Source organism: Paenibacillus sp. OT2-17 (assembly GCF_009827695.1).
In the GTDB taxonomy this organism is placed as follows: Bacteria; Bacillota; Bacilli; order Paenibacillales; family Paenibacillaceae; genus Paenibacillus; species Paenibacillus polymyxa_B.
The window spans coordinates 1-10,455 of sequence record NZ_WUDQ01000102.1 but is presented as its reverse complement, the minus strand read 5'-3'; the positions used below and the strand labels follow the sequence as shown (position 1 = coordinate 10,455).

The 10,455-nt window shown below is 44.1% G+C and carries 11 protein-coding genes; 7 read left to right on the top strand and 4 right to left on the bottom strand.

Annotation, left to right across the window (positions count from 1 at the left end; genetic code table 11):
- Positions 1–178: 178 nt before the first annotated feature.
- On the top strand, positions 179–1,756 hold the full coding sequence (locus GRP75_RS13500; RefSeq protein WP_028540502.1) for a glycoside hydrolase family 43 protein: 1,578 nt from the start codon (positions 179–181) through the stop codon (positions 1,754–1,756).
- A 64-nt stretch (positions 1,757–1,820) separates the two neighbouring features.
- Here the strand turns inward: GRP75_RS13500 and GRP75_RS13495 are convergent, their stop codons facing one another.
- Positions 1,821–2,708: a LysR family transcriptional regulator gene (locus GRP75_RS13495; RefSeq protein ID WP_023989411.1), complete on the bottom strand. Its 888-nt coding sequence runs from the start codon at positions 2,706–2,708 to the stop codon at positions 1,821–1,823.
- A gap of 118 nt (positions 2,709–2,826) precedes the next feature.
- On the opposite strand from GRP75_RS13495, the gene GRP75_RS13490 reads away from it, so the two are divergent.
- Positions 2,827–3,852 (top strand): YeiH family protein, encoded by a 1,026-nt coding sequence (locus GRP75_RS13490; RefSeq protein ID WP_160789551.1) that lies wholly within the window; start codon positions 2,827–2,829, stop codon positions 3,850–3,852.
- A gap of 239 nt (positions 3,853–4,091) precedes the next feature.
- On the top strand, positions 4,092–5,636 hold the full coding sequence (locus GRP75_RS13485; protein ID WP_023989409.1) for a GH25 family lysozyme: 1,545 nt from the start codon (positions 4,092–4,094) through the stop codon (positions 5,634–5,636).
- A 71-nt stretch (positions 5,637–5,707) separates the two neighbouring features.
- On the opposite strand, the gene GRP75_RS13480 is transcribed toward GRP75_RS13485, so the two are convergent.
- On the bottom strand, positions 5,708–5,974 hold the full coding sequence (locus GRP75_RS13480; RefSeq protein WP_025719729.1) for a DUF2642 domain-containing protein: 267 nt from the start codon (positions 5,972–5,974) through the stop codon (positions 5,708–5,710).
- 168 nt (positions 5,975–6,142) lie between these two features.
- Between GRP75_RS13480 and GRP75_RS30315 the strand changes: the two genes are divergently transcribed.
- The gene (locus GRP75_RS30315) at positions 6,143–6,271 is read left to right on the top strand and encodes a hypothetical protein (protein WP_013371969.1); all 129 of its coding nucleotides are present in this window, start codon (positions 6,143–6,145) and stop codon (positions 6,269–6,271) included.
- Positions 6,272–6,460: 189 nt separating this feature from the next.
- Here GRP75_RS30315 and GRP75_RS13475 read toward each other — a convergent pair whose 3' ends face one another.
- On the bottom strand, positions 6,461–6,691 hold the full coding sequence (locus tag GRP75_RS13475) for an LSm family protein (RefSeq protein WP_028540505.1): 231 nt from the start codon (positions 6,689–6,691) through the stop codon (positions 6,461–6,463).
- A 112-nt stretch (positions 6,692–6,803) separates the two neighbouring features.
- Positions 6,804–7,469: a cupin domain-containing protein gene (locus GRP75_RS13470; RefSeq protein ID WP_023989406.1), complete on the bottom strand. Its 666-nt coding sequence runs from the start codon at positions 7,467–7,469 to the stop codon at positions 6,804–6,806.
- Positions 7,470–7,926: 457 nt separating this feature from the next.
- Between GRP75_RS13470 and GRP75_RS13465 the strand changes: the two genes are divergently transcribed.
- From GRP75_RS13465 to GRP75_RS13455, 3 genes are all read left to right on the top strand, one after another.
- Complete coding sequence (locus tag GRP75_RS13465; protein WP_023989405.1) at positions 7,927–8,580, top strand: cell wall hydrolase; 654 nt, start codon at positions 7,927–7,929, stop codon at positions 8,578–8,580.
- 184 nt (positions 8,581–8,764) lie between these two features.
- Complete coding sequence (locus tag GRP75_RS13460) at positions 8,765–9,115, top strand: hypothetical protein (RefSeq protein ID WP_013311042.1); 351 nt, start codon at positions 8,765–8,767, stop codon at positions 9,113–9,115.
- 31 nt (positions 9,116–9,146) lie between these two features.
- Positions 9,147–10,133 carry a ketoacyl-ACP synthase III gene (locus GRP75_RS13455; protein WP_160789550.1) on the top strand — a complete coding sequence of 329 codons (987 nt, stop codon included), beginning with the start codon at positions 9,147–9,149 and terminating at the stop codon, positions 10,131–10,133.
- The last annotated feature ends 322 nt before the right edge of the window (positions 10,134–10,455 follow it).

The window sequence follows — 10,455 nt, the reverse complement described above, 5'->3', positions numbered from 1 at the left end:
AATGTTGCGAACGAGAAAACGGTCTGTTATCAGGAATATAACGGACCCGATGAAGTTGCTGCGTTACGTAAGCAGCGTGTTACTTGGGCGGATTGTTTTGAAGCGGGAACAGAAGCATGGAGCAAGGAACAGGTTTTTGCTGAAGTTACATTTTGGAAGTAAGGAGAAGTGAGGTCTCATGATGATCCAAAATCCCATATTAAAAGGCTTTAATCCCGATCCGTGTATTACACGTGTCGAAGATACTTACTATATTGTGGTGTCATCGTTTGAGTGGCTGCCTGGAGTGCGGGTGTACCAGTCCAAAGATTTGGCAAATTGGGAGCATTGCACAGATATTTTGACCGATCAGGTTGACTTAAGAGGTAATCCTAAAAATTGTAGCATTTGGGCACCGCAGCTTAGCTATGCAGATGACCTTTTTTATCTGCTCTATACGGATGTGAAAAGCACCAAACGTCCGTTCAAGGATGTTCATAATTTTGTGATGACGGCGCCTACGATCCAAGGACCGTGGTCGGACCCCGTTTATCTTAACAGTAGCGGATTTGATCCGTCTTTATTTCATGATGAGGACGGACGTAAATGGCTGTTGAACGCATTGTGGGATTACCGCATGTTGGAAAGCAATAAATCTTCCGGTATAGTCATGCAGGAGTATGACAGCAAGCAACAACAGCTCATTGGCGAGCCTGTTAAAATCTTTGATTGTACTCCTTTGAAGAAAACAGAAGCGCCTCACATCTACAAGCAAAACGGATATTATTATCTTGTTACAGCGGAAGGCGGAACGGGTACGGGGCATGCCGTTACCGTAGCACGCTCGAAGCAGATATCCGGGCCATATGAAGTAGACCCGCACAATCCAATGCTTACGTCACGTGATCAACTTGATTTCCCGTTACAATGCGCAGGACATGGCAGTCTTGTACAAACACCAGACGGCGAATGGTACATGGCTCATTTATGCACACGTCCAGTAGAGGGGAAATATGCCATTTTAGGACGGGAAACAGCCTTGCAGCAAGTGTACTGGAATGATGAAGGCTGGCTCCGATTAACTGCTGGGGGCCATACACCTCAATTGGAGGTACCCGCACCTCAAGGGATGTTCTCGGTTAAGCAAGAGCAGCAGAGTTATGTTTTTGAGGATTTTTTCGAGGGACCCACATTAGATAAAACGTGGAACACATTGCGTATCCTGGCGGACGATAGCTGGTGTTCATTAAGCCAGCGCCCAGGCTACCTTCGCATTCTGGCTGGAGAATCCATTCAAAGTCTGTTCCAGCATCACGTGCTTGCCATTCGGCAAACGGATCATCATTTCCGGGTAGAAACAGCATTGGAGTATAAGCCGACAAGCTATTTACAAATGGCGGGGCTACTACTGTACCTTAATGAAGAAGATTATTTGTACGCCTATATTAGCTATGAGGAGGGGCAAGGGAAGGTACTGCGCATGATGCGATGTGAAGCCAATACATTTACCTTAGTTCCTCAAGCAATTACGCTTCAGGACGATCTTCCTATACATTTAGCTGTGGAAGTCCATGCATCCCACGGGCAATTTTATTATGGAGTCGGAGACAAACCTGCTTGGAAGCGGCTTTTTGAAATGCAGGATATCAGCTTTTTATCCGGGGGTTTTACAGGAAATTTTGTAGGTATTGCTGCTCATGATATGCAACAATTCCAAGGAAGCTACGCTGATTTTTCTCATTTCTTCTATCATGGTAAGGATCATCTTTCCTCATAAAAAAACATGATAATGATTATGTTGAAAGCACCTTAATGGGTGCTTTTTTCGTTGTTTCTGCACTTTACCTTTTCACATTATAACTTCGCAAAATCTCCAAAAAAGCGGTGCTTGCTTTCGTTTCAAATGTCGAAGAAGGAGTTAGGAAGGAGAATTTTCGAATAACCGGAAGATTACGAATATCCAGTACTTTTAATGTTCCCAGAGCAAGTTCCTTCTGAATGACCCATTGGGACAGCAAAGAAATCCCCAAGCCTGCTTCTACAGACTCTTTGATGATCTGTGTACTGCCAAAATTCATCATATGAGAAGGGGAGAACTGAAACCGTGCAAACATTTTTTCAGCCGCTTCCCGGGTTCCAGAACCTTCTTCCCGCAGAATCCAGATGTCCTCTTGCAGCTCACTTACATCCACTTGAGATTTACCAGCCAAACGGTGATTTTGCGGAACGACGATATACATTCTATCATCAGCAAATGATTCGATGTGTAAATGGTCATGCTGAAATTCTCCTTCGATAATGCCTACATCCAGTTGATTATGGATCATGAGTTTTTCAATTTCCTGGGTGTTGCCGATGGTAATGGAGGGCTGAATGAGTGGATACCGGACCCTCATTTGCGCGATCACATGCGGCAGCACATATTCGCCATACGTGTAGCTTGCGCCGATCGACAGGTTTCCTTTTGCTGTATGCATCAGCTCGTCCACCAAATACTGCATCCGTGTATGGAGACGGATAATCTCCTGAGCATGATGATACACAATTTCACCTGCTTTGGTTAAGCGTACATACTTATTGCTACGCTCCAGGAGGCGGGTTCCTACGCTACGTTCCAGCGTTTGAATATATTGACTTACCGCAGGTTGGGTCATGTGTAACACCTCGGCAGCTCGTGTGAAATTTTGTTTCTCCGCGACCATAACAAATACGATTAAAGATTGGTCCAAGGCCCATTCCTCCAAATTCATCATATCTATTTACTTATTATCATTATTATAATGATTTATTTTTCTTATGACAAAAAACATATTAAGCTGGATGCATGTAGAATTGGAGGGGTTCACCATGAACAGTCATACACAACACACCAAATTATTTTCGAACAGAGGTCGATTATTCCAGCGTATATTTGGCATTGTCCTCACGATGTTATTTGCTTTGGCAGGCTATGGCCTGAACGAATTGCCAGGCTTTCATTATGTAGGTCCATTGGCTTGTGCCATGTTTCTCGCTATTCTGTACCGACAGTTGTGGGGATACCCTGAAGCTGTGCGCTTGGGAGTTGAGTTTTCAGCAAAGAAAATACTACGTGGAGCTATTGTGTTATTTGGGCTGAAGTTGAACATGGATGTTGTCATTCATCATGGACTTGGTTTACTTTTGCGTGATGTGGGCACTGTTGTATTTTCCATCTTTTTTACGGTTTGGCTGGCAAAACGTTTCAAGGCAGATGCTTCGCTTTCGCTTCTTCTTGGTATTGGAACAGGAGTTTGCGGTGCAGCAGCGATTGCAGCGGTTTCTCCCTTGTTAAAATCCAAAGATGAGGATACAGCCATAGGGGTAGGACTCATTGCCTTGGTTGGAACGGTATTTGCCATTTTGTTTACTGTGCTTCGGCCCTGGCTTCCTTTGACGGATATGCAATATGGAATCTGGTCGGGTATCAGTTTACATGAAATTGCACATGTGGCCTTAGCTGCAGCGCCTGCCGGACAGGATGCACTTGCAATGGGCTTATTAGCCAAACTGGGGCGTGTTTTCTTACTCATACCGCTCAGCTTTGTTTTAATGGTTTGGATGAAACGAACTGGAAAAATTCATACAGACGCTAAAGTGGAGTTCCCCTGGTTCCTCATCGGCTTTATGGCTACAAGTATTGTGGGCAGCTATGTTTTTGGAAAATATATTGTAGTTCCATCTAGTCTGACGAACGGAATTTCTCAAGTTACCACCTTTATGTTAACGATGGCTATGGTAGGCATGGGGCTGAATGTGAGCTTTAAGGCTTTGCGGGAGAAAGCAATGCTTCCCTTACTGGTACTGTCTGTTACTTCGATCATTCTTATAGGGTTAACATTTTTAACAGTGTGAACATGAAGTATTCGTTTGGGATAAGATTGCTAGTAAACTAGATTAATAAAACTGGAAAAAGCTCTGCTTGCTGTATAGCTGGCAGAGTTTTTTAGTACTTTTGTATGATAAGACTGAAATATATACTGAATTAATCGTAACTTTTTACATATGATTCGCGTCTATCAAAATGGAGGTCCTGAGAATCATAGAGTGCAAGAATTTCATAAGCGAAAATTTAGAGAATGGTAGGGTACATAATGAAGAAAATTTGTTTATTTGCTTTTTTGTTTCTGTTTCTACTAGCATTTCCAAGAGAAAGTCATGCTGCATCTTCGAGTTCACATCTTCAGTTGGATGGTAAAGATATAAGTGTTGGCAAAGGTGTTCAGATTCAAGAAGTAAAGGGGAATGTACTGGTTCCACTCCGTCTCATTGTAGAGGAATTGGGTTATAGCGTGAATTGGGAGTCCAAGACAGGGACCATAACTATACATAAGCAAAATCTTAACCTCAGTCTTCAGGTCAACAATCCCATAGCCTCTGTCAATGATCATCAAATGGGATTGGCTGTAGCGCCTTTGCTTAGAGAGGGGACGACTTATGTTCCGCTTCGCTTTGTGTCTGAACAGACAGGGATTGATGTGGCCTGGAACAACGAGCTTAAAACTGTGTTCCTGACGACTCCGCCTACTTCAAGCGACAATAGCGAGTCCACTCATGATCATTCTGCTACTCCAGCTGTAAGTAATCCTAAAGAGAGTGCGCGTACAGCTATAAACCAAATTAGCTTCGCTAATCACCAATTGACTATAGCTGTTAATGGAAAAGCAACCCCCAAAGTAACTACGTTGACTCATGCAGACCGTATTGTTGTAGACATACCTAGTTCAACGTTTTCTGAGGAATTTCTAGCATCGCAATCATTTGACAGTAGTGGACAAGGAAGTTTTCCAGTCACTGAAGATCCAGATGTTTCCCAAGTAAGATACTCCATGTTTAGTACAACCCCCGCATCGGTACGTATTGTGGTTGATCTTAATCACAGCACACCCTTTCATGTACTCAATGCGGATGATGGTAAGGTTGTTATAGCGTTGGATCAGGAAACGGAGGAGCCATCAACTACCGAGGACGTTATACCTACCATACCTGTTGTACCTGCGATTTCTTCTGATGGACACGCGCAAGGAATTGACGTCTCACACTATAATGGCAATATTGATTGGCAGCAAGTGGCAGCGGCAGGTAAGACATTTGCTTTTATTAAAGCTACAGAGGGCACAAAATATCAAGATAATCAATTTTTGATAAATGTACAGGGTGCCAGAGATGCTAACATCTTGGTTGGCGCTTACCACTTTTTGAATGCTACTACCGCGGATGGAGCTCGTCAGGAAGCAGCTAATTTTGCCAGGGCAATAGATTCAGCAGGAGGCAGGCTAGATCTGCCCCCTGTGATGGACTATGAAAATAACCCCAAAGGTCTTACTCCTGCACAAATTAGTGAAGTGGCTCATGCCTTTTTGGATGAAATGGAGAGGCTTACCGGGCGTCAGCCAATCGTATACACGGGCAATGTTTTTGCTTCCAAGTTTGATCCTACATTTTCTATGTATAAACTGTGGGTAGCCCGATACAGCACTACGCAAAAGCCGACCGCGGTTCCAGCTTGGAATAACTGGTGGGCTTGGCAGTACAGTAGCACAGGCAGTGTTCCGGGTATTCAAGGCCAAGTCGATTTGGATGAATACAACGGAACGATAGATGAACTCCGGGCTTCACTGGCAGGAGAGCTCGATTAGCAAAATCATATCATGATCAATCCTCGCGAATCCGGAACGGGATCTGCGAGGATTTTTAATGTCTGATTTGTTTAGTTGGGCATGATCCATACGATTTCGCTGATTCTAACAAAGAATTTTTTTCCGTATACATCTAAAATGACATGGTCGGGCTTACAATCGACTACGCATCCATCAATTCTGCCACGTGTTGTCTCAAGTACAACGTACTTGCCGATCACCGATTTTAATGTTTCTACGACGTATGGATCTACAGGGTGCACCACGACGTGGTGAGAGGTAGGATGGTGAGGAAAAGGTTGATTAACGTTGTAATTGAGCATTTGATTTGAATTCAATTGCTTCACTCCTTCAAGATTAGTTGTGTTATCCTATGCTCCTGCCTAGGAAAGGTGTAGGCTAATGCCCATCAGCGAAAACATTCATAACATTGCCGAAAAGCCCGGTCCATAGGAAAGCTCAATACATAAGCTATGTTGTACCTTGAATTGAAGGAGGCAATGACCATGAGTGAATGTGAAAGAGGTTGTGGTGGCGGTTCAGTAGGGGGCTACCCAGGAGTATGGACATCGACAGGAGCTATCCTGGTACTGTTCATTTTGCTCGTTATCATTACTAAGTCTTTATGGGTTTAAATTGAAATGAGTAGCTTAACCCCCCATCGGTATATAACCGATGGGGGGTTAAGTGTTTTAGAGGATGGAACGTATGATAAAACACCTCAAATAACAGCGTACAGGCCCTACACAAACTGTGCCGGGCTGGGCAGCTGTCATTTGAGGTACATTGGCATCTATAGACAGGAACGGACAATGGAACAGAGATTAAATTAACGCAATCGCCAGCAGGGTGAACAAGCTCAAAGTTAAGATTTGATTCCCATACCCGTAGCCAGGATAAAAGGCAGACGTTTGTACACGTCCGTTCCGTTCTGTTTTTAAGTACACATTATTACGATCCACATCCATAATGGTTCCTTCGTACTGTTTTCCGTCAACGGTGAGAATACGCACTTTTTTATTCATGCAGTTCAAACAGTTGTAATAAGCGTCCATTCCATCACCCCCTCTTATACATTGGCATTTTATGAGAGGGACGGTCTTATGGTAACGGCGAACATACAGGGAAAAGGTATTCCCTCGAACTTAAGGCCTGACTAGAGTTAGCCTATTCTTGATAGGGATTAAAAGAGAAGCCAGGATATCCATTGGTATGGGCGTAACCTCTTTGGGGGGCGACCTGAGGGTGGGGTGAAGTATCGGCAAGCCTTACATGTATCCCAGGTTTTCGGGGGGGCTGCTGCTTGCAGTCATTGGGAGGACCGATGATGACAGGCTTTTTAATTGGGGCGAGTGCTTCCTGAATCTTATTCTCATTCAGGCAGTAAGTATGAGCCAGAATGTTACTTGGCGTTAGCCGCAAAATGTCGGAGCCCAGTATGAATTCAGGGGTCGGAGCATTAAAAATGGTCAACAAATGAGTGTTGTCCATCGTGGCGACCAGATAATGCCACCATCCCTGAGGAACGTTAGCCACTTGGCCAGGTGTGATCGGAAAATGTCGTAACTCGAGGGTGAAGGGGTTAATCAGTGACACGGTTACTGCTCCAGAGATGCAGTATACCAGTTCTGTGGCATTTTGGTGATAGTGAGGCTCCACAACATTAGCTGTGCTAAGGCGAATATCCAGCAGCGATACATTCGCCAATGTATTCAGCTGCTGGATCGACAGCTCGTTGATCGAGTTTTGAGCATCCTTCTGAAACAAAACATTGTCTCTTAAATCATAGGTAAATTGTACAGTAGGGGAGGTGTAATCCATATATGAATCCACGCGTCGTTTCCTGCCTTTCTATTATTCGAAATTTGATGATCGTACGCTACCCTATGCATACGCCCATGTATGTGTGCGCGGATATGTGATTTGAATTAGTAGAAATCAGGCTCCGGTCCCGGGCAAGTTGAAGCGAAAAATAGCGAAAAAAGTCACGTATTCAAGTGTGGTCAGAACATGATCCATTGTTCTTAATACACGTCATCCCTTTAGGGATGGCGTTTTATTTGCTTGGGTAGTCTTAGGACCAGAGCCGGATGATACGTAAATGCGGCTTATGGTATACTGCAACGGACGTGTGAAAGCATGATTGTCCCATTCCGTATGTAGCCACGCGTCATTTCTGCAGCTAGGCATAAGTTATGTCATAAGAAACATCATCGGATAAACGTCCCTGAGTTGTACAGGCCGGAATGGTTGCACCGGACAGAACATGAAAGAGGAGGTTGTCTGGAATATGAAAAAGTTATCTATTTTAATCCTGTCCTGCGCATGTATGTTAGGTACTGTATTGTCAGTCGCACCAGGACAAGCACAAGCACAAACGTCAGCTTTGAAGAAAGGGGTTCAAAGCGAACGGGTGCTGGAGCTTCAACAGCAGCTTCATTCGCTCGGTTATTTCAAGGCTGGGTTTACTGGGTACTATGGTTCTCTGACCAGTAAAGCGGTGGCTCGTTTTCAACGGGATAACGGTCTGACACCTGATGGAGTAGCCGGAGCGGCTACACAAGCCAAGCTGGAATCCTTCGGAGAGGTGCGCGTAACCGCGCTGGATCAACTGGCTCGTATCATTTATTCTGAGGCTCGCGGGGAATCGTTTGAAGGTCAAGTGGCTGTCGGCGCTGTCGTATTAAACCGTGTTCAGTCCGGTGAGTTTCCAAGCTCGATCCCGGACGTTATTTTGCAGCCTGGTCAATTTACCGCTGTACAGGATGGTCAATACCGCCTGAAACCCAACAAGACTGCGTACCGTGCAGCCAGACAGGCACTTAATGGTGCTGATCCGACCAATGGGTCCTTGTTTTATTACAACCCGGCCATTGCTACAGCCAAATGGAGTAAAAGTCGCCCGGCTGTCATCTCACTCGGTCGCCATACGTTTACGAATTAATTTCATATGAGAATACGCAAATTTCTAGCCGTCAGTTGCTTCTTCTAGGAGCAGTGACGGTTTTTTATATTCACAAATTTGTAATATTTTAGTGGTGAATTATCTGATTTAATATTAAAAATTCTACCTATTATTCCGATACTCTTAATAGACAAAAAAATGAAATTAAAGGAGTCCTTCTAAAATGAGTCAACATCCTTACACTATCGAAGTAGATCAAGCCATGAAAACGGTACATATGGCGGTGAATGGAGTTTTTAGCCAGGAGGAGTATGATAGCTTTGTAAAAGATTATGTAGCCAAAACCTCATCCATTCAGGCGTCCAGCTTTACACTCAAGGTAGATTGTACCCAGATGGCACTTTTGGGTCCGGGAGAAGTGGAAAAATTGAAGGGCTCATTTGTACGTTATAAAGAAACTGGATTTACCAAAGTAATCTTTGGCATCAGCCTTCAACAAACCATTATTAAAATGCAGCTTGGTCGAGTAGCACGGGAAGCAGGATTAAACAACGTAGATATTGTTGTACAATAATGCGCTGATGTATGTGTAAGGGGGAAGCCTGATGAGCCATATCAAAATAAAAGCACTGGGTGTGTATCATCCGTCCCATTCGTTGGATAACGAATACTATGTTCGCCATTTTGACGAGCGGGGCAAAGATATTCGACGCTTCATGGAGCATATGGGTAGAAAACAGCGTTATATCATTGATGATCCGAACGAAAACGGTCTAACAATGGGAATTGCGGCTGCGCTAAAAGCTCTGGAACAGGCTGGTATGACAGGCCGTGACGTGGATATGATCGTGTTCTCCACTCAAGTTCCTGAGTCACTGTTTCCGATGAATGCATTGTTTGTTCACCAGGCGATTGGGGCCAGACATGATGTGGCCGTGATGGATTCCAACGCGAATTGTGCAGGGATGACAGTCGCTGTCGATCAAGTCAGTCGGTCTATGTTATCTAATCCTGACGTGCGGACAGCGCTTATTATCGGTTCGGATTATAATTCACTCATTTCCGGTCCGGAGGATGAGATTACTTATGCGAACTATGGAGATGCTGCATGTGCGGCTATTTTGGAGCGTACAGAAGAAGACACCGGATTTATAGATTCTATGTATTTTACGGACCCAGTCAATATAGATAAAATTTTGTACCCGGCTCAGGGGTTAGCGGCAACACTCCAAAGGAACGCCCCCGGAAAATATATTCAGTGGCTTTCGTTCGACGCCAATATGGCCTTGCCTCCTACATTTGATCTGCTTGAACGCATTTTAAAAAAGAATGGGCTGACGCCTCGGGATGTACGGGCTTATTGTCTGTCTCAGTTCTCGTTAGCAAATGTATTGAAGATTCAGGATCACTTGGAGCTAGAGGATGCCCAAATGATTTATGTGGGTGATCGATATGGTTACACAGGTACCAGTAGCCCGTTCATTGCTCTATATGAAGGTATTGAATCGGGTCGTATCCGGCGCGGTGATTATGTACTGTTCTGGACGATTGGAGCTGGATATCAACTGGTTGCTATGTTATTTAAATACTAGGAATATGAAGACCTTGCAGCTGCAAGGTCTTTTTGTGTATCACACAATGACAACTGTAATGATTTGGTTGTGTTATGTTTGATTATTTTGTAAAATTTAAACATTGAATTAAAAGGGAGAGCTTATATTGCGGACATCGGATAGCATGACAATTATGACAGAAAACATGGCACACAATTCATAATAGGAGCTGAAGAGCCATTAAGATCGAAAATTTATTTTATGGGGAACGAATAAAACTGGCCGCAGTCAGGGAAGAAGATGCCGAAGTGATGTTCAAATGGGGTGAGGATGCGAAGTATCTGCGAAATGTAGATACGGA

Excerpts from the sequence above, each read along its gene's own strand:
- GRP75_RS13490 (WP_160789551.1), top strand. The coding sequence starts at position 2,827 with ATGAACAGTCATACACAACACACCAAATTATTTTCGAACAGAGGTCGA.
- GRP75_RS13460 (WP_013311042.1), top strand. The coding sequence starts at position 8,765 with ATGAGTCAACATCCTTACACTATCGAAGTAGATCAAGCCATGAAAACG.
- GRP75_RS13485 (WP_023989409.1), top strand. The coding sequence starts at position 4,092 with ATGAAGAAAATTTGTTTATTTGCTTTTTTGTTTCTGTTTCTACTAGCA.
- GRP75_RS13500 (WP_028540502.1), top strand. The coding sequence starts at position 179 with ATGATGATCCAAAATCCCATATTAAAAGGCTTTAATCCCGATCCGTGT.
- GRP75_RS30315 (WP_013371969.1), top strand. The coding sequence starts at position 6,143 with ATGAGTGAATGTGAAAGAGGTTGTGGTGGCGGTTCAGTAGGGGGCTAC.
- GRP75_RS13465 (WP_023989405.1), top strand. The coding sequence starts at position 7,927 with ATGAAAAAGTTATCTATTTTAATCCTGTCCTGCGCATGTATGTTAGGT.
- GRP75_RS13475 (WP_028540505.1), bottom strand. The coding sequence starts at position 6,691 with ATGGACGCTTATTACAACTGTTTGAACTGCATGAATAAAAAAGTGCGT.
- GRP75_RS13455 (WP_160789550.1), top strand. The coding sequence starts at position 9,147 with ATGAGCCATATCAAAATAAAAGCACTGGGTGTGTATCATCCGTCCCAT.